The organism is Micromonospora arborensis (assembly GCF_003205615.1).
Lineage (GTDB): Bacteria > Actinomycetota > Actinomycetes > Mycobacteriales > Micromonosporaceae > Micromonospora > Micromonospora arborensis.
This window is the reverse complement of sequence record NZ_PYBV01000014.1, coordinates 187713-205610: the sequence shown is the minus strand read 5'-3', so window position 1 is coordinate 205610 and position 17898 is coordinate 187713. Positions and strand designations below refer to the sequence as shown.

The 17898-nt window shown below is 71.2% G+C and carries 16 protein-coding genes; 7 read left to right on the top strand and 9 right to left on the bottom strand.

Annotated features, from left to right (window positions below; all coding sequences use genetic code 11):
* Nucleotides 1-963, bottom strand: coding sequence for an EamA family transporter (locus C7C45_RS12370; protein WP_110563763.1), 963 nt, complete (start codon nucleotides 961-963; stop codon nucleotides 1-3).
* An 85-nt stretch (nucleotides 964-1048) separates the two neighbouring features.
* Between C7C45_RS12370 and C7C45_RS12365 the strand changes: the two genes are divergently transcribed.
* Nucleotides 1049-1594, top strand: a complete 546-nt coding sequence (locus C7C45_RS12365; RefSeq protein WP_167454702.1) for a CGNR zinc finger domain-containing protein — start codon at nucleotides 1049-1051, stop codon at nucleotides 1592-1594.
* Here the strand turns inward: C7C45_RS12365 and C7C45_RS12360 are convergent.
* From C7C45_RS12360 to C7C45_RS12350, 3 genes are all read right to left on the bottom strand, one after another.
* On the bottom strand, nucleotides 1561-2157 hold the full coding sequence (locus tag C7C45_RS12360) for a GNAT family N-acetyltransferase (protein WP_244200344.1): 597 nt from the start codon (nucleotides 2155-2157) through the stop codon (nucleotides 1561-1563). The genes C7C45_RS12365 and C7C45_RS12360 overlap by 34 nt on opposite strands.
* A gap of 152 nt (nucleotides 2158-2309) precedes the next feature.
* Nucleotides 2310-2492 (bottom strand): DUF397 domain-containing protein, encoded by a 183-nt coding sequence (locus C7C45_RS12355; RefSeq protein ID WP_110563761.1) that lies wholly within the window; start codon nucleotides 2490-2492, stop codon nucleotides 2310-2312.
* On the bottom strand, nucleotides 2483-3295 hold the full coding sequence (locus tag C7C45_RS12350; RefSeq protein ID WP_110563760.1) for a helix-turn-helix domain-containing protein: 813 nt from the start codon (nucleotides 3293-3295) through the stop codon (nucleotides 2483-2485). Before C7C45_RS12350 ends, C7C45_RS12355 begins: the two co-directional genes overlap by 10 nt.
* A gap of 426 nt (nucleotides 3296-3721) precedes the next feature.
* On the opposite strand from C7C45_RS12350, the gene C7C45_RS12345 reads away from it, so the two are divergent.
* Nucleotides 3722-4054 carry a hypothetical protein gene (locus C7C45_RS12345; RefSeq protein ID WP_110563759.1) on the top strand — a complete coding sequence of 111 codons (333 nt, stop codon included), beginning with the start codon at nucleotides 3722-3724 and terminating at the stop codon, nucleotides 4052-4054.
* Here C7C45_RS12345 and C7C45_RS12340 read toward each other — a convergent pair.
* The 5 genes from C7C45_RS12340 to C7C45_RS12320 form a co-directional block, all read right to left on the bottom strand.
* Nucleotides 3999-5408, bottom strand: coding sequence for a class II fumarate hydratase (locus C7C45_RS12340; protein ID WP_208641140.1), 1410 nt, complete (start codon nucleotides 5406-5408; stop codon nucleotides 3999-4001). The two genes, C7C45_RS12345 and C7C45_RS12340, sit on opposite strands and share 56 nt — an antisense overlap.
* A gap of 35 nt (nucleotides 5409-5443) precedes the next feature.
* Nucleotides 5444-8422 (bottom strand): AfsR/SARP family transcriptional regulator, encoded by a 2979-nt coding sequence (locus tag C7C45_RS12335; RefSeq protein ID WP_110563758.1) that lies wholly within the window; start codon nucleotides 8420-8422, stop codon nucleotides 5444-5446.
* 264 nt (nucleotides 8423-8686) lie between these two features.
* Nucleotides 8687-10354 (bottom strand): fumarate hydratase, encoded by a 1668-nt coding sequence (locus C7C45_RS12330; protein ID WP_110563757.1) that lies wholly within the window; start codon nucleotides 10352-10354, stop codon nucleotides 8687-8689.
* Between the two features lie 125 nt (nucleotides 10355-10479).
* Complete coding sequence (locus tag C7C45_RS12325) at nucleotides 10480-11928, bottom strand: outer membrane protein assembly factor BamB family protein (protein WP_425271134.1); 1449 nt, start codon at nucleotides 11926-11928, stop codon at nucleotides 10480-10482.
* 70 nt (nucleotides 11929-11998) lie between these two features.
* On the bottom strand, nucleotides 11999-12502 hold the full coding sequence (locus C7C45_RS12320) for an Lrp/AsnC family transcriptional regulator (protein WP_110563756.1): 504 nt from the start codon (nucleotides 12500-12502) through the stop codon (nucleotides 11999-12001).
* 140 nt (nucleotides 12503-12642) lie between these two features.
* On the opposite strand from C7C45_RS12320, the gene hppD reads away from it, so the two are divergent.
* The 5 genes from hppD to C7C45_RS12295 all read left to right on the top strand — a co-directional run bounded on the left by hppD (nucleotide 12643) and on the right by C7C45_RS12295 (nucleotide 17886).
* Nucleotides 12643-13848 carry a 4-hydroxyphenylpyruvate dioxygenase gene (hppD, locus tag C7C45_RS12315; protein ID WP_110563755.1) on the top strand — a complete coding sequence of 402 codons (1206 nt, stop codon included), beginning with the start codon at nucleotides 12643-12645 and terminating at the stop codon, nucleotides 13846-13848.
* 204 nt (nucleotides 13849-14052) lie between these two features.
* Nucleotides 14053-15045, top strand: a complete 993-nt coding sequence (locus tag C7C45_RS12310) for an RDD family protein (RefSeq protein ID WP_110563754.1) — start codon at nucleotides 14053-14055, stop codon at nucleotides 15043-15045.
* Entirely contained in the window at nucleotides 15042-16145 is a 1104-nt protein-coding gene (gene hisC, locus C7C45_RS12305; RefSeq protein ID WP_110563753.1) for a histidinol-phosphate transaminase, read from the top strand. The genes C7C45_RS12310 and hisC overlap by 4 nt, the downstream gene beginning before the upstream one ends.
* A 141-nt stretch (nucleotides 16146-16286) precedes the next feature.
* A complete protein-coding gene (locus C7C45_RS12300; protein WP_244200342.1) occupies nucleotides 16287-16841 on the top strand; it encodes a hypothetical protein in 555 nt (184 codons plus the stop codon).
* Nucleotides 16842-17001: 160 nt separating this feature from the next.
* Nucleotides 17002-17886 (top strand): hypothetical protein, encoded by an 885-nt coding sequence (locus C7C45_RS12295; protein WP_110563752.1) that lies wholly within the window; start codon nucleotides 17002-17004, stop codon nucleotides 17884-17886.
* Nucleotides 17887-17898: the final 12 nt, after the last annotated feature.

Here is a 17898-nt window from a genome sequence, read left to right as displayed (position 1 = left end):
TCAAGGCCGGGACGCCAGCGCGGGTTCGGACGGGACGGGATCGGACGTCGACGGAGTTCCGCGCAGTTCGTCGAGGCGCACCAGCGCGACCCCGGCGACGATCAACCCGCCGCCGAACAGCTGCCAGCCGGTGGGCAGTTCGTCCAGGAACAGCCAGGCGATCAGCACCGCGAAGAGCACCTCGGTCAGCCCGACGAACGACGACAGCCGGGGGCCGAGGATCCGGGTGCCGGCGATCCCGGCCAGGTACGCGATGACGGCGGCCACCAGCGACAGCCCGGCGATGGGCAACAGCCAGGTGGTGGGCTGCCCGGCGAAGGTGACCTCGCCGAAGGTGGCGTGCAGCGGCAGCAGACCGGTCAGCCCGATGAGGAGCAGCACGGCGGCGCCGACGGCCATTCCTCCGCTGGCCATGGCGACCGAGGGCAGTCGGTGATCGACCCGGCCAGCGAGTACGAAGTAGCCGGCCAGGCCGAAGGCCGCGCCCAGCCCCCAGAGCACGCCCACCGGGTGGAAGTCGGCGGTTCCGGCGAGGTCCAGCACGAAGGTGAGCCCGGCCAGGGCGGCCACCGATCCGGCGACGGTGAGCCGGCGGGGCCGCTGCCCGTGCCGTAGCCACATCCAGCCCACGACGAGGATGATGCCCAGGTACTCCAGCAGCAGCGCCACACCGACCGGCAGGTAGCGCACGGCGTTGAAGAAGCAGACCTGGGCCAGCGCCACCCCGAGGAGCCCGAACAGCCCAATGGCCGTGGCGTTGCTCCGCAGCACCTGCCACCTGCCTCGCAGCGACAGCAGGGCGGGGATCGCCAGCACCAGGGCGGCGATGCCGACCCGGGCGATCACCGCGGCCTCCGCCGACCAGCCGGCATCGATGAGCGATCGCGCGAAGGTGCCCGAGGTGGCGAAGGTGACTGCGGAGAGCAGCGCCAACGCGGCGCCGGCGGCAGGTCGTGAGTGCATGTCGCGCTCCTCGGGACGGCACCGTGTCATGAGCAAACTATCCTTGTACCAATGACGCTAGGCGGCCCCTGTGACAGGAGTCAAGTTGCTTTTCGCTCATGACACCGAATGTTCGCTGATCGCCGCCGCCGCACTGGTCAACACGGCGGGGCGGGACGGCGAGTTACTGCCCGACATCGCCGCGCTGGACGCGTTCTTCGTCCGGCACGCCTACAGCGGGCGGCACGAACGGACCGACGCCGAATTGCGCGCCGTCCGGGAGCTGCGGCCCCAGTTGCGCCGCATCTGGTACGCCGAGCCGCCCGAGATCGTCGCGTTGGTCAACGGTCTGCTGCTCGAACACCGGGCGCTGCCCCAGCTCATCGAGCACGACGACGAGCCGTACCACCTGCATGCCGTGCCCCGCGACGCGCCGCTGGCCACCCGGATCGCGGTGGAGGCGGCCATGGCCATGGCCGACCTGGTCCGCGCGCGTGAGCTGAGCCGGCTGCGGATTTGCGAGTACCCGGACTGCGACAACGTCGTCATCGACCTGTCCCGCAACCGGTCCCGGCGGTTCTGCGAGGCCGGCTGCGGCAACCGTGCCGCGGTGACCGCCTACCGCGCCCGTCGGGCGGCCGGTCGCTCCTGACCGGCTGCCCACTCCTCAGCCCGCAACTCGTACTCCACCTCGCCGTGCTCGGTGCCCGGGATCGGGTCGTCCCACTGCAGGTGGAAGGTACGCACGTAGTGCAGTCCGGCCTTGGTCATCACCCGCCGGGAGCGTTCGTTGACCGCCATCGTCTCGGCCCAGACCCGACGCACCCCAACGGTGTCGAAGGCGTGGCGGACCAGCGCCCGGGAACCCTCGGTGGCCAGCCCGCGCCCCCACGTCGAGCGGCGCAGCCGGTAGCCCAGTTCGGCCTCGGTGCCGTCCGCCGACGGGTCGAGCGCGAACCAGCCCAGGAAGTCGCCGGTCTCCCGGTCCAGCGCTGCCCAGCGACCCAGCCCGGGGTGCCGGTCGTACCCGGCCAACAGCCGCGGCAACTGCTCGTCGCGGACCGTGGCCAGCCCGGTGGCGACACCACCACTGAGGAAACGCATCACCTCGGGATCGCTGTCCAGCTCGACAAGCGCGCCCACGTCCGCCGTGGTCAGCCGCCGCAACCGCAGCCGCTCGGTCCCCACCGGATCTCCACCCATAGGACGGATCATCCGTCCCACCCAAAACCCCGTCGAACGATTTACCCGGACCGCCAAGATCCGCGCAGGTTCAGGGAAGTTGCTGCCTCAGTGCGCGCTGAGGCAGCAACTTCCCTGAAGTTGCGCGGGGAACCCCGGCCGCCGCCGCGCGTGAGGCGGTCGCGTCAGCGCGGGGGCGCGACCACGAAGAACCGCCAGGAGTACGCGTCGACCACGAGCACGGGCCCGTCCGGGTCCTTGCTGTCTCGCACCCCGACCACATCCCCGAGATTCGTCGCCACCTCGACACACTGGTCGTTGGAACCGCTGCGGCTGCTCTTTCGCCACCGGGCTCGGGTCAACTCCACGACTCCGCCACTTCCCTCAGCAACTCAATCGACTCCTGTGGTGGCAACGCCTGGCCGAGAGTAGCCTCCCAAGTCCGCTGTAGACGGAGCAAATCCGCTGGCCGGTCAAGCTCCTGACCACCGATCTGACCACCGAGGTAGGCAAGGTCGCTGTGGTCGGCGACGGTGGCGAGGATGAACGGTCCGTTGAGGCCCGGATACTCCTCGGCCGAGCGAGGCACGACATGCAGTTGAACGCGCGGATGCTCGGTCGCCAACCGCGCCAGGTGCACCGCCTGCTCGCACATCATCTTCCGACCGCCGACGCGTCGCCGCAGCACCGACTCGTCGAGCACGGCGACGAGGTGCGGCGGTCGGTCCGCGTAGAGAACCTGCTGGCTGTCCATCCGGTCGGTCAACCGCCGCTCAACCTCATCGGCGTCGAGCAGCCTGTCTGATTCGAAGATGGCGCGGGCATAACCTTCGGTTTGCAGCAGCCCGGGAACGTGCAACGGATCAAACCACCGCAGTGCTCGGGCCTCCGCGAGGATCGCGCGCCAGCCGCGCAGCCAGACCTGGGCCTTGTCGAGGCTGACCAGCTCGGTGGACATGCGGCCGAAGAGGCCGCCGGTCTCCAGTGCCCGGTCGACGAGTTCCAGGTACTTCCCGGTGGGCGGTTGCTGGCCCAGCTCGACGGCGCTGACCATCGACGCCGAGTAGTTGACCGCCTTGGCCAGTTCGTCCTGGCTCCAGCCCCGCCGGACCCGCGCTCGCCGCAGCTCCGCGATCAGGAACGCCGCTGCCGTCATCTGTCCATCGGCCACGTTGTGCCGCCCTCCACCCCGCCGACGATCAACTCCAGTCGGCCACCAGCGGCGCTGCCACCCGGAACAGGGCGGCTACGACGACGGGCCCAAACCCTTCCGACCGTAGTCGCCCGATCACCAGACTGTGAAGTGCGGAGCCGTCTCCCGTCCCCCGGGCCGGTCGGCACCGCACGGGACCGCCCCCGCCCAGGCGGCCACGTCGACAGTGTCCAGGCGGGTTGATCCACTCCAGCTCGCCGATATGGGGGTAACCCGACGGGCGCGACACCGCCACGTCGCCGACCTGGTGTCGATCAACCGGGGCGGTCCCAGCCCCGAGCCCGCCCACCGCCCGAGGCCGTCCCACCACCGGGGCCGTCCCACCGCCGAGGGCGCGCGGGGGTGATGACGCAAAACGATTCAGCCCAACAGAAAGGCCGCCTCATGACCCGGACCGCCCCGGAGGACCGCACCACGCCGCAACGGCGGCCGCACCTGCCACTGCGTCCGCTCTGGCTCTGCCGGGTCTGCGCCGGGCCCTGGCCGTGCCCGGTCGCCCGACTCAACCTCCGTCAGGAGTACGCCGACGATCAGATCGCGTTGAGCATCTACCTCTGCACGGTCCTGCACGACGCAGCCGCCGACCTTTACCGGCTCAACCCGCACGACGGCCCGGACCCCGCAGCGCTCTTCATCCGGTTCCTGGGCTGGGCGGCACCGGTCAGGGGTGGGTCATCCGGAGCAGGTCAAGCGTCTCGTCGAGCTGGGTCTCGGTGAGCTTGCCGGAGTCGACGTGCCCCCGGGAGATCACCACCTCGCGGATGGAGGTCTGCTTGGCCAGCGCCTCCTTGGCGATCGAGGCGGCCTCGTCGTACCCCAGGTAGCGGTTCAGCGGGGTGACGATCGACGGCGAACCTTCGGCGTACGCCAGGCAGACCTCGGCGTCCGCGACCAGGCCGGCCACCAGCCGGTCGGCGAACAGCCGGCTCACCGCGGAGAGCAGCCGGATCGACTCCAGCAGGTTGCGGCCCATCACGGGGAGCATGACGTTCAGCTCGAAGTCGCCCTGCGAACCGGCGAAACCGACTGTCGCGTCGTTGCCGATCACCTGCGCGCACACCTGCCGCATCGCCTCGGCGACCACCGGGTTGACCTTGCCCGGCATGATCGACGAGCCGGGCTGCAGATCGGGGATGCGCAGCTCGCGTAGGCCGGCGCGGGGGCCGGAACCCATCCAGCGGATGTCGTTGGCGATCTTGTAAAGGCCGACCGCCACGGTCCGCAGGTGGCCCGAGGTCTCCACCAGCGCGTCCCGGGCACCCTGCGCCTCGAAGTGGTTGCGCGCCTCGGACAACGGCAGCCCGGTCGACTCGCGCAGCTTGCCGATCACCGCGGCGGCGAAGCCGAGCGGCGTGTTGATCCCGGTGCCCACGGCGGTGCCGCCCAGTGGCAGCTCAGCCAGCCGGGGCAGCGCGCCCTCCAGCCGGTCCACGCCGTAGCGGACCTGGGCCGCGTACCCGCCGAACTCCTGCCCCAGGGTGACCGGGGTGGCGTCCATCAGGTGGGTACGCCCGGCCTTGACCACCGTCTCGAACTCGGCTGACTTGGCCTCCAGCGCCGACGCCAGGTGGGCCAGCGACGGCAGCAGATCTTCCACGATGAACTGGGTCGCGGCCAGGTGGATGGAGGACGGGAAGATGTCGTTACTGGACTGGGAGGCGTTGACGTGGTCGTTGGGGTGCACGTCCCGGCCCAGCTCCCGGGTCGCCAGGGCGGCGATCACCTCGTTGGCGTTCATGTTCGACGAGGTGCCCGAACCGGTCTGGAACACGTCCACCGGAAACTGGTCGTCGTAGCCGCCGTCGGCCACGTGTGCGGCGGCGGCCGCGATGGCGGCGGCCACGTTGGCGTCGATCACGCCCAGCTCACCGTTGACCTCGGCCGCAGCGCCCTTGATCTGTGCGAGGGCCTTGATCTGGGCCGGCTCGAGGCCCCGGCCGGAGATCGGGAAATTCTGCACCGCGCGCTGGGTCTGTGCCCGCCACAGCGCCTCGGCGGGCACCTCCACCTCGCCCATCGAGTCGCGTTCGATGCGGTAACCGGTCGCCTCAGGAGTCGTCACGCGTACCATCCTGCCGCGCCCGGCGCGGCCTCGCAGATGATCCGTCAGCCCAACTCGGTGAGCAGGCGTTCCACCTCGTGCTGGTCCGGCGACTCGATCTGCCGGTACAGGGACAGCGCCCGGGTCGCGTGCTCACGCGCCACGGCCGGATCGGTGGGAGCCAGGCAGCGCGCGATGCCCTCCAACGCCCGGGCCCTCTCGTAGCGAATACTCAGCCTGGTGGTGTCGGCCAGGACCCGGCGGTACAGGTCGAGCGCGCTGGTCGTGTCCCCCTGGTCCAGGATTGCACGGGCCAGCAGGTTGCGTGAGCCGCACTGGGCAGGGCGGTCCCCCACCTCGGTCATCGCGACGAGCGCCGCCCGGTGCAGATCGGCAGCGCGTTCCGGGCGGCCGGCCTCCCGTTCCATCATCCCGATCTCGTTCAACACCTCGCCCTCACCGAACCGGGCACTCACCTGTCGCTTGACGCGCAGCGCCACCCTCAGCAGCCGGCTGGCCGGTCCCACGTCGCCCATCCGGTGCCTGATCATCCCGAGGTGCCCGAGTGCGTTGCCGATCCGGCGCAGGTCGCCAACCTCGCGGGCGATCCCCAGGTGCCGCCGGGCGGTGCGCAGTGCCTCGTCGAGTCGGCCCCACAGCAGCAGGGTCATTGTCAGGTTGTTGAGTTCGTTCGCCAGCGCGGACTTGTCGCGCATCCGCGTCGCCAGCGCCCGAGCGGCTTCGTAGCATTCCCGGGCCCGACGGAACTGGAAGTTGACGGCGTACGAGGTGCCCAGATTGCCCAGAGTGTTACGGAACTCGCGGCGCAGACCGAGCCGGTGGAAGATGTCGAGCGCCCTCTCCATCAACTGGATCGACTCCGGAAAGTCCCCCAGCCGGTAGTAGGCAGAGGCGAGATAGTTGAGCATCGTCGCCACCGCCCTGTCGTCACCCAGCTTCTCGGCGGCACGCAGACCAGCGGAGTGCGTCTCGATCAACTCGTCCAGGCGACCGCCCTCGAACTGTGCGTGCCAGCAGGCCCTCGCCAACTGCCAGCAGTAGCGGAGGAACCCCTCGGTCTCCGCCAACCGCACCAGGGCAGTCCACATGGCTAGGTTCTCGTCCAGCCAGGCACGCCCCTGCTCAGCGACGATCGTGACCAGGTCGGCGCGGATCGGCGCCGTCACCACGATCAGCGAATGGGCCGAGGTCAGCTCCCTCTCGCGGGCGATCGCCGTGGCGACGTGCAGGTGGTGGTCGAGCAGGCGCCCGATGGCGTCCCGTCGCTCGACTGCTCGCTCCGGCTCGGCAACCAGCGTCCGCGCGTACTCCCGGACCAGGTCGTGCAGCCGGTAACGGCCCGGCTCCGCCTCCTCCACGAGGTGCGCGTCGACCAACTCGTCCAGCAGATCCTGCGCCTCGGGCAGGGGCAGCTCGGCGAGCACGGCGGCGACCGAGTTGTCGAAGCGTACCCCCGGGTGCAGGCCCAGCAGCCGGAACGTGCGCTGCGCGGTCGGCGACACCTGGGCGTACGACAGGGCGAAGGCCCGGCCGACGGACCGCTCGCCCGCTTCGAACTCGGCCAACGGATCCGGTCGGGTGCTGAGCCGCTCGGCCAGGTCGGCGATTCGCCAACGGGGTCGGTGCGCCAGCCGGGCACCGGCCAGCCGGATGGCGAGGGGCAGGTGGCCGCAGCGGCGGACCACCTCGGTGGCCGCCTCCGGCTCCGCCGCCACCCGGCTGACACCGGCCACCCGTCCGAGCAGCTCGATCGCCTCGTCGGTGTCGAGCACGGGCAGCGACGACGGGCGCCCCTCGTCGACGCCGACCAGCCGACGACGGCTGGTGATCAGGATCAGGCAGTGCGAGCCGTTGGGCAGCAGTGGTGTCACCTGGTCGGCGCTGGCGGCGTTGTCCAGCACCACCACAGCTCGCCGGCCGGCCAACTCGGTGCGCCAGAGCGCCAACCGGTCGTCCTGGTTCGTCGGGACCCGCTCGGCGGGCACACCGAGCTGCCGCAGCAGCGTGGCCACCGCCGCGGCCGGCGTCAACGGTGTGCGCTCGCTGTGCCCGTGCAGGTCGATGTAGAGCTGGGCGTCGGGGTAGTTGGCCGCGAGGGCGGTGGCGACGTGCACCGCGAGCGCGGTCTTGCCGCTGCCGGCCATTCCGTCGATGAGCTGGATCCGCGCTCCGGCCTCCACCTCCTTGACGAGGCGGGCCAGCGTGTGCTGCCGACCGGTGAAGTCGCCGATCGCCCGGGGCAGCGAGCGGACCGGGGCGGTCGGTCCGGACTGCCGACCCGCCAGAGCCAGGTCGCCGGCGAGGACCCGCTGGTGCAACTCCTGCAACTCGGCACCTGGTTCGATGCCCAACTCCTCGGCGTAGAGCCGCCGGCCCTCCCGATAGGCCCGGAGCGCGTCTGCCTGTCGACCCACCGAGGAGAGGGCGAGCATCAGTTGGCCGCGCAGCCGCTCCCGCAACGGGTGCTGGTCGACGCTCTCGGCGAGCTCGTCGATCAACTCGACGCCCGGCCCGAGGCGCAGCTCGACGTCGACGCACTCCTCCAGCGCGGTGAGGCGCTGCTCGTCGAGTGCGTGCGCACGGCGATGGACGCTGCGGCTCGAAATGCCGCTGAGCGCCGGCCCCCGCCAGAGAGCCAGGGCAGCGCGGAATTCCGCACGCGCGTCGATCAGGCGCCCGGCCGCGACGGCGGCACGAGCCGTCTCCACACCCCGGGCGAAGACCTCGGCGTCCAGGTCGGCCGGTGCGACGCGGACGCCGTACCCCGCCGGGTCGGTGACGATGGTCTCCGGTGCCAACCCGAGCTCGGTGAACCGGCGACGCAACCGCGACACACAGGTCTGCAACTGGGCTCGCGCGGTGACCGGAGGGCGTTCCTCCCACACCGCGTCGACCAGTTCGTCGACGGGCACGAGCCGGCCGGTCCGCAACAGCAGCATGGCGAGCACGATCCGGTCGCGACCAGCGGTGACAGTGGACTCGCCACCGCCGACCCGCAGGGGCCCCAGGATCCCGAACCGCATCTGCTCCCCCGCCTCAGTGCCGCAACTTCGAGCAGAGTAGTCCGACGATCACAGATCGCCTCAGTCAGGCGATAGCGATGTGAGAGCGGATCGACAGCGGTGCACCGGACACTCGCTCCGGGTTGTCGGTGACGACATCCGACGGGGGCGGCGCGCCCGTCCCACCCCAGCGGGGTGGGCGCACCGATGTCGGTAAAGCACAGACGACGGAAAAAGGGGTGCCGGGCGGATTCGCCCGGCACCCCTTTTCAGGTACGCGTCGAGTCAGCGGCGGCCGACGGTGAGCACCGGCTTGGTGACCTCGGCGAAGAAGTCGTTGCCCTTGTCGTCGACCACGATGAAGGCGGGGAAGTCCTCCACCTCGATCTTCCAGACCGCCTCCATGCCCAGCTCCGCGTATTCGAGCACCTCGACGTGCTTGATGCAGTCCTGGGCGAGGCGGGCCGCCGGGCCGCCGATCGAGCCGAGGTAGAAGCCGCCGTGCTGCTGGCAGGATCGGGTCACCTGGCCGGAGCGGTTGCCCTTGGCGAGCATCACCTGCGAGCCACCGGCGGCCTGGAACTTCTCCACGTAGGCGTCCATCCGGCCGGCGGTGGTCGGGCCGAACGAGCCGGACGCGTAGCCCTCGGGGGTCTTCGCCGGGCCCGCGTAGTAGACCGCGTGGTCGCGCAGGTACTGCGGCATGGGCTCGCCGGCATCCAGCCGCTCAGCGATCTTGGCGTGCGCGATGTCCCGGGCCACCACCAGCGGGCCGGACAGCGACAGTCGCGTCTTCACCGGGTACTTGGACAGCTCGGCGCGGATCTCGTCCATCGGCCGGTTCAGGTCGACCCGGACGACCAGCTCGGCGTCGAGCGCATCGTCGGTGACGTCCGGCAGGAACCGCGCCGGGTCGGTTTCCAGTCGCTCCAGCCACACGCCCGACGGGGTGATCTTCGCGACGGCCTGCCGGTCCGCCGAACAGGAGACGGCGATCGCCACCGGGCAGGACGCGCCGTGCCGGGGCAACCGGACCACTCGCACGTCGTGGCAGAAGTACCGGCCGCCGAACTGCGCCCCGATGCCGAAGTTGCGGGTCAACTCCAGCACCTCCGCCTCCAGCTCCAGGTCACGGAAGCCGTGCGCGCTCATCGAGCCGGAGGTGGGCAGCGCGTCGAGATACTTCGCGCTGGCGTACTTCGCGGTCTTCAGCGCGTACTCGGCGGAGGTGCCGCCGATGACGATGGCCAGGTGGTACGGCGGGCAGGCGGCGGTGCCGATCAGCCGCAGCTTCTCCTCCAGGAACTGCATCATCCGCGTCGGGTTGAGCAGCGCCTTCGTCTCCTGGTAGAGGTACGACTTGTTGGCCGAGCCCCCACCCTTCGCCATGAACAGGAACTTGTACGCGTCGGGGTGCCCGTCCGGGTCCTCGGCGTACAGCTCGACCTGGGCCGGCAGGTTGCTGCCGGTGTTCCGCTCGTCCCACATGGTCAGCGGGGCGAGTTGGGAGTAGCGCAGGTTGAGTTTGGTGTACGCCTGGTAGACGCCGCGGGAGATGGCCTCGGCGTCCGCGCCGTCGGTGAGCACGTGCCGGCCGCGCTTGCCCATCACGATCGCGGTGCCGGTGTCCTGGCACATCGGCAACACCCCACCGGCGGCGATGTTGGCGTTGCGCAGCAGGTCCAGCGCGACGAACCGATCGTTCGGCGAGGCTGCCGGGTCGTCGATGATCGCCCGGAGTTGAGCCAGGTGCGCGGGGCGCAGGAAGTGCGCGATGTCATGCATCGCCTCGGCGGTCAGCGCGGTGAGCGCGGCCGGCTCCACGGTGAGGAACCGGCGGCCGCCCGGCCCGTGTACGACGTCCACACCCTCGTCGGTGACCAGGCGATAGTCGGTCTGGTCGGGGCCGGTCGGCAACAGGGGGGCGTAGGAGAATGCGGCGGCACTGCTCATGAGCGGCAAGCCTAGGGCAGACCGGTCGATCACTCCCACCCGCCGGGCTGGTCCTGGGACGCCGCTCTCATCGCCTGGGCACGCCGCGCTCCGCCGCCAACTCGTTCAGGGGGCGTCCTGGCCGCTCAGCCGTCCTTGCCGCCGTCCGGGTCGGGGCAGAGCTCCCCCTTCGGCCCACAGTCGCCGTTGTTCTGCCCGCCACCCGGGCCGGTGCCGCCCGGTCGGGGATTTCCGCCGTCGCCGGGCGGTCGGGCGGGCGAGCTGCCGGCCGCGCCGAAGCGGACATACCCGATCTCGCGCCCCTCACCGACGATCATGCCCTGCGACCCGACCGCGAGGGCGTTCGCCGAGGTCCGCAGGACGGCCAACTCCCGGCCGGTACGCGGATCCACAGCGGCCAACCGGGACGGCTTCTCGTCCGCGACCACCGCCGCGTACGGGGTGAGCGCGGCACCGGCCTTGCCGCTGGCGGGCCGTGTCCACAGCACCCGGTCGGTGCCCAGCTCACGGGCGACCACCGAGCGCTTGTCGGCGGCCCGGAACACCGCGTAGCGGTCGTCGACCGCGATCAGCTTGGTGCCCGGGTCACCGACCCAGAGCAGCCGCCCGTTGTACCCGTCGACGACTGCTTCGCGACCGTCCGGGCCGACGCCGATCAGCACGTTGCGCGCACCCTGCGGGTCTTCACGTTGCACGCAGCCGGCGGAGCCGGCGGTTCGCAGGTTGACTCCGGCCCGCTGCCAGGCCTCCTGCCCGGTCGCCGGGTCCCGGGCGGAGATGGCGAAGTAACAGGTGCCGTCCTGGGAACGGGCGGCGATCCGCAGCATCCGCCCACCCACCACGGAGAGCCGCTCGTCCCGGCCGGGCTCGACGTTCTGCAGCACTCGGCCGGTGGCGGTGTCGACCACGTGCACGCGGCCGTCGACCGGGAAGCCGAGCAGCGGTGGTGCGGGCTCCGCCCCGGCCACCCCGTCGTCGATTCGGGTGGCGGTGAGCCGGCGGGTGCCGCGCAGGCCGGGGTTGTCGGCGAGCAGGCCGCTGTGCACCCCGGGCAGGAAGGCCGTCCAGAGTGGTGCGGTGCCGCGTGGGTCCCAGGCGCTCAGGGTGCAGTCGGTGGCATCCGTGCAGCGCGCGTCGAGGAGCAGGTTGCGGTACGTCCAGACGGCCACCGCGTCGTCGTCGCGTCGCCGGGTCGCCCCGGTGGCCGGGTCGAGCAGCTCGTACCCCTTGACCAGGAGCTTGCCCACGGCGACGACGGGGTCCCGGTCGCCGCCGGCGACCGCCGACCAGTCCGCCTTGCGCTCCCAGAGCTGCGTGCCGGTCGCCAGGCTGCGGGCCTCGACCCGGGTGCGCTGCTCGACCACGACGGCGTCGCCGGCGATGGTCACGCTGCGCGGAGTGCCGCCGACCCGTTGCTGCCAGACCACGTCGGGTTCGGAGATGGGTTCGCTGCGGTCCACCCACTCCCACAGGCCGGGGAACGGGTTCCACACGCCGGTCGCGGCGAGCGCGACGACCACGGCGAGGCCGAGCAGCAGCCCACCGCGCACGCTCCCCTTCGCCACACCGCACACCGTAGCCACGATCACGGATCTTCCGTACGCCCGCGCCGCCGTGTCGCCGCGCTTTCTGGGCTCGGAGGTGTTACAGCACCCTTCCGTCGGTCCGTACGGCGCTGCGCACCAGTGGCAGCGTGCGGTAGGGAATCTGCTCGGCCAGGGCGATGATCGTCGAAGCCCGGGTAATGCCGGCGGACGAGACGATCGAGTCGATGACCCGTTGCAGGTCGGTGTTGGAGCGGGCCACGATCCGGCAGAGCAGGTCACTGGAGCCGGTGATGGTGTGCGCCTCCAGCACCTCCGGGATGGCGGCGAGGTGGGCGGTGACCGGGTCGTGGCCCTGCCGCTGGCTGATCTCCAGGGTGACGAAGCTGGTCACCCCGAACCCGATCGCGGCCGGTGAGATCTCGGGGCCGAAGCCCTCGATGACCTGCCGCTCGATCAGCTTGTCCAGCCGGGCCTGCACGGTGCCCCGGGCCACCCCGAGCCGACGGGAGCACTCCAGCACCCCGATCCGCGGTTCCTCGGCGAGCAGTTCGATCAAGCGCACGTCGAGCACGTCGAGCTGTACATTCTGCTCACCATTCATGGGTCAAGACCATACCGAATGCGCAACCTGACCAGCGTTTCTGCTAACAGTTGCCCACCCGGTGCCGGGGCAGCGATCCTCGCCACAAGAACCGACAAACGGCGGCCCACCAGGCCGGCCGGTACGCGAGGGAGCCCACCATGACCCAGGCGATCGACCGACCCCAGTCGACCGAGGACGTCGACGTCGACCGGCTCATCGGCGCCGTCGACCACGACATCAGCCACGACCCGTTCCCGGTCCGCAGCCTCGACCACGTGCACTTCCTGGTCGGCAACGCCAAGCAGGCCGCCCACTACTACTCCACCGCGTTCGGCATGACCTGCGTGGCGTACCGCGGCCCCGAGCAGGGCTACCGCGACCACGCCCAGTACGTGCTGACCAGCGGCTCGGCCCGGTTCGTGCTGACCGGCGTGGTGCGCCCGGACGCCGACGGCGCCGAGCACGTGGCCCGGCACAGCGACGGGATCAGCGACATCGCGTTGGAGGTGCCGGACGTGGACGCCGCGTACGCGCACGCCATCGCGCAGGGCGCGACCAGCGTCGTCGAGCCGCACGAGGTGAGCGACGAGCACGGCACGGTCCGGATGGCCGCCATCGCCGCGTACGGCGACACCCGGCACACGCTTGTCGACCGGTCCCGCTACACCGGCCCGTTCCTGCCCGGCTTCGTGGCCCGCGGCCCGATCGTGGACCGGCAGCCGATGATCGATGCCGGCATCCAGCCGAAGCGCTTCTTCCAGGCCGTCGACCACGTGGTCGGCAACGTGGAGCTGGGCCGGATGGACGAGTGGGTCGAGTTCTACAAGCGGGTGATGGGCTTCTCCAACATGGCGGAGTTCGTCGGCGACGACATCGCCACCGACTACTCGGCGTTGATGAGCAAGGTCGTGGCGAACGGCACCCGCAAGGTGAAGTTCCCGCTCAACGAGCCGGCGGTCGCCCGGAAGAAGTCCCAGATCGACGAGTACCTGGAGTTCTACCAGGGCCCGGGCGCCCAGCACATCGCCGTCGCCACCAACGACATCCTGGCCAGCGTCGACGCGATGCGGGCCGCCGGGGTGGAGTTCCTGGACACTCCGGACTCGTACTACGAGGACCCCGAGCTGCGCGCCCGCATCGGCAAGGTGCGGGTGCCGATCGAGGAGCTGAAGGCCCGCAAGATCCTGGTCGACCGGGACGAGGACGGCTACCTGCTCCAGATCTTCACCAAGCCGGTGCAGGACCGCCCCACCGTCTTCTTCGAGCTGATCGAGCGGCACGGCTCGCTGGGCTTCGGCAAGGGCAACTTCAAGGCGCTCTTCCAGGCCATCGAGCGGGAGCAGGAAGCCCGCGGCAACCTGTAACACTTGCGAGCGTGACGCAGCCTCCGTCGTACCCGACGCCGCCGGTCGGTGGGCCTCAGCCCGCCGTCGGCGGCGTCGCGCCGCAGTGCCTCCACGACAAGTTCGCCGCAACGGTCGTCGTTAAGGTGTCCTCGTGAGCGAGAACAGGGAGCGGACCAGCAGGGTGGCGCCGCGCGCCGTCGTGCGGCGAAGCGGAGCGACGGCGTGAGTGTGCAACCCGGCTGGTACGTCGACCCCGCCGACACCGAGACCCGGCGCTACTGGGACGGCGAGGGTTGGCTCGGCGCGCCCATTCCTGTCGACGCCACCCCGCCCGACGGCCCACCACCGGTCGAGCCACCGCCCGCGCCGGTCACCCCGGCCGCGCCCGCCGCGTCGGGCACCCCTGGCCCGGCGACCGGCGCGTCCGGCTGGCCGCCACAGCAGGGCCCACCACCGGGGTACGGCCCGCAACCGGGACACGGCCCAGGCTGGGGCGCACCTGGCGGTCAACCCGGCTGGGGACCGCAGGGTGGTCAACCCGGCTGGGGACCGCAGGGTGGTCAACCCGGGTGGGCGCCTCCGGCCGGTCACCCGGGCTGGTCCATGCGACCGCCCGAGCCGCGCCCGCATGGCTTCGCGCTGGCCGGTTACGGCCGCCGGCTCACCGCACGGCTGATCGACTTCGCCCTCGTCCTCGCCCTGAACGTGGTGGCCAACGGCTGGTTCGTCTGGCGCTGGCTGCAGGAGTGGGCGCCGTACTGGCAGGAGGTCTTCCGGCGGGCCTCGCGGGGCGAGACCTCCGCCGATGGCCTGCCGATTCCCAGCGCGCAGGCCGAGTCTCTTTTGCTGGTGATCCTGCTGATCGCCACCGCGCTCTGGCTGGCGTACGAGGTGCCCGCCATGGCCGCTGGTGGGCAGACCGTCGGCAAGCGGATGATGCGGATCCGGGCGGTGCCGATCGCCGCCGACCAGCCGCTGGGCATCGGTCGGTCGTTGAGCCGCTGGAGCACGCTGGGCCTGCCGACCCTGCTCTGGTACTGCGCCGGGCTCGGCCTGGTGCTGCAACTGGTCGATGCACTCTCCCCGCTCTTCAACCACCCGCTGCGCCAGGCGCTGCACGACAGGCGCGCGCAGACGGTTGTCGTCGAAGTCCCCCAGCACACCGGTTCCACCCCCTCGAACGACCGCAACCAGCCCTCGGGAGACACCCCATGACCGACTCCGGACGCCACCAGCCGGCGCTGCGGCTGACCCGCGCCGACCTGGACGCGCTGCCGAACTACGTGCCCGGGCGCAGCCCCGCCGACCTGGCTCGCGAGCTGGGCCTGCCGGAAGCCATCAAGCTGGCCAGCAACGAGGTTCCGTACGGGCCGCTGCCTGGCGTGGTGGAGGCGGTCACCGAGGCGATCACCGCCTCGCACCGCTACCCGGACATGGGTGTGGTCGCGCTGCGTGACGCGCTCGCCCAGCAGTACGGGGTGGACGCCGACCGGATCGCCACCGGCTGCGGGTCGGTGGCGCTCGCCGAGCACCTGGTCCGGGCGACCTGTCTGCCCGGCGACGAGGTGCTCTACGCGTGGCGGTCCTTCGAGGCGTACCCGATCATCGCGGCGACCAGCGGCGCGACGAGCGTGCGGGTGCCCAACGACGCCGGGCACGGGCACGACCTGGCGGCGATGGCCGCCGCCGTGACCGACCGGACCCGGGTGATCCTGGTCTGCAACCCGAACAACCCCACCGGCACCGCGCTGCGCCGGGCCGAGTTGGACCGGTTCCTCGACTCGGTACCGGACGACGTGCTGGTGGTCATCGACGAGGCGTACCGGGAGTTCGTCACCGACCCGGAGGTGCCGAACGGCCTCGACTACCTGGACCGGCCCAACGTGGCGGTGTTGCGGACCCTGTCGAAGGCGTGGGGTCTGGCCGGGCTGCGGATCGGTTGGCTGGTCGCCCAGCCGGTGGTGGCCGCCGCGATCCGTAAGGTGGCGACCCCGTTCTCCACGAGCACGGCAGCCCAGGCCGGGGCGCTCGCGGCGCTGACCCAGGTCCCCGAGATGGAGCGCCGCTGCGCTCTGGTCGTCGCGGAGCGGGACCGCGTCACCGAGGCGCTGCGCAAGTTCGTGCCCGAGGTGCCGACGAGCCAGGCCAACTTCGTCTGGCTGCCGCTGGGCGAGCAGGCGGTGGCGTTCGGCAAGGCGTGCGAGGCGCGCGGAGTGATCGTGCGACCGTTCGCCGGGGACGGCGTCCGGGTCACCATCGGCACTCCGGCCGAGAACGACGCGTTCCTGACCGCTGCCGAGTCGGCCCTGGCCTGAGCACCACACCGATTGGATGACCCAGATCGGGCTATAAGTTCTGTTTGTCCAATTCTGACCGCTAACTGCCCTATCTTCCGAAGTAGCCGGATGTGCCGAGGACTCACGCCGGCTCACTTCGAGAAAACGGGGTAACAAACAGTGCGTACTGCCAAGATCTGCCTCGCCGGAGCGGCCGCCGCCGCGATGGTCGGCTTCCTCGCCGCGCCGGCCTCCGCCGCGCCCACCGACACCACCACCGTCACCTTCGAGGTGGAGGTGGGCACCCTCGACATCGACGCGCCGGCCACCGCCGACCTGGGCAGCGGCGCGCCCGGTAGCACCATCACCGGCCAACTCGGCGCGGTCACGGTCACCGACTCCCGGGGTGCGGCGGACGCCTCCTGGGTGGCCTCGGTGACCGCCAGCGTCTTCCAGACCGGTGGCGGCACCCCCGCGGAGACGGTCCTGCCGGAAGAGATCGACTACTGGTCGGGCCCCGCCACCGCGACCACCGGCACCGGCACCTTCACGCCGGGCCAGGTCAATGCCGCCGCCGCGGAGCCGCTGTCCAGCGTCACCCCGGTCACCGCGTTCACCCACACGGGCGGCACCGGTGGTAACACCGCGACCTGGAACCCGACCCTGATCGTCAACGTCCCGCTGGACAGCATCGCGGGCATCTACACCGGGACGGTGACGCATTCGGTGGCCTAGCCGCCACGGCCGGTCGACCGTCGCGGTCGCACTGGCGCTGCTCTCCCTCGCCGGTCCGGGTCTGTCGACCCGGGCCGGCGCGGCCGAGCCAGACGCCGACGACCGCCTCGGGATCCGGCTGCTGGAGGCACCCACCAACCGCCGCGACGACCCCCGGGCGTTGCGTTACATCGTCGATCACCTCCCGCCGGGCACCACCATCAAGCGCCAACTGCTGATCACCAACCGCACCGACGAGACCCGCCGCATCGACGTGTATCCGGCGGCGGCGACCGTCGAGGGTTCGGGGTTCAAGTTCGGCGAGGGTCGTGCGGCCAACGAGCTGACCTCATGGATCACCCTCGACAAGTCGGCTGTCGAGGTCGAGCCGTGGGGCGAGGCCCGAGTCCTGGCGACCGTCACGGTGCCGCCGCCCGCCTCGCGCGGCGAGCGGTACGGGGTGATCTGGGCGTCCGCCACGTCCGCGCCCCGAGAGGGCGGGGAGGTCACCCAGATCCACCGGGTCGGCGTCCGGATGTACCTCGACATCGGACCCGGTGGCGAACCAGTCTCCGACTTCTCGATCGGTGAGCTTCGCCCGGCCCGCGGCCCGGAGGGGGTGCCCACGGTGACCGCCCAGGTCACCAACACCGGCGGTCGTGCCATCGACCTGACCGGCTCGGTCGCCCTGACCGACGGACCGGCCGACAGCCGTGCCGGCCCGTTCCCGGTGGCGCAGGGCGTCACGCTACCGCCGGGTGGCTCCGGGCAGGTCATCGCACGGCTACCAGCCGAGTTGCCGAACGGGCCCTGGAAGATCGAGGTGAACCTGGAGAGCGGGATGGTGAAGCGCAGCATCACCGCGCAGATCCAGTTCCCCGACGCGGGCCAGGTCGGAGAGCGGGGCAGCGTCATCTCCCGGATGACGTCCGTCTGGACCGTGGGGGCGGCCATCGCGGGCCTGCTGCTTCTCACCGGCCTCGCGGTGCTGGTCCGCCGATCCCGGCGGCAGTCCCCCCGACCCCCCACCGACGCCCCACGGGAGCGGATTCCCGTCGGACGTTGACACACGCCGGCG